The following is a 374-nucleotide window of genomic DNA, read 5'->3' as shown; positions in this document are numbered from 1 at the left end:
CCTGATGATACACGCTGCCAAACATGTCATTCTCCATCTCGCCATCCGGTCGTTTCAAAAGCGAGCTCAACATGTGGAAATCTGGCGGATCGCCTTGGTACCCACGCCGAACAGCAGCAGATCGGCCTTGGTCCACAAGAGATAACAGCCGAGCAAGGTCAGTGGCATGGCGAGGGCCGCGAAGGAGCCGCCCGACCAGACCTCAGGCAAAGCACGGCCGAGGGCCACTGTCGTCGCCAGCATTGCAGGCAACCGGCTGGCGAGCACCGCACTGCGGAACGGATCGGGCCAAGCGGCCGGCCACATCGGAATTGGCGTGCCGGGCCTGTGGAAGGTGCTGCCGAATTTGCCGAGCGCATGCAGCAGGCCGGAGG

At 63.1% G+C, this 374-nt stretch carries 1 pseudogene; it reads right to left on the bottom strand.

Annotated features, from left to right (window positions below):
- Nucleotides 1-66 precede the first annotated feature (66 nt).
- Nucleotides 67-374, bottom strand: a pseudogene (locus tag EOC06_RS38625) (hypothetical protein); the annotation flags it as partial.

Origin of the sequence: Mesorhizobium sp. M7A.F.Ca.MR.362.00.0.0, assembly GCF_004023175.1 — a bacterium.
In the GTDB taxonomy this organism is placed as follows: Bacteria; Pseudomonadota; Alphaproteobacteria; order Rhizobiales; family Rhizobiaceae; genus Mesorhizobium.
Note: the sequence above shows the minus strand (reverse complement) of the source record. Positions and strands in the feature narration are given on the sequence as shown.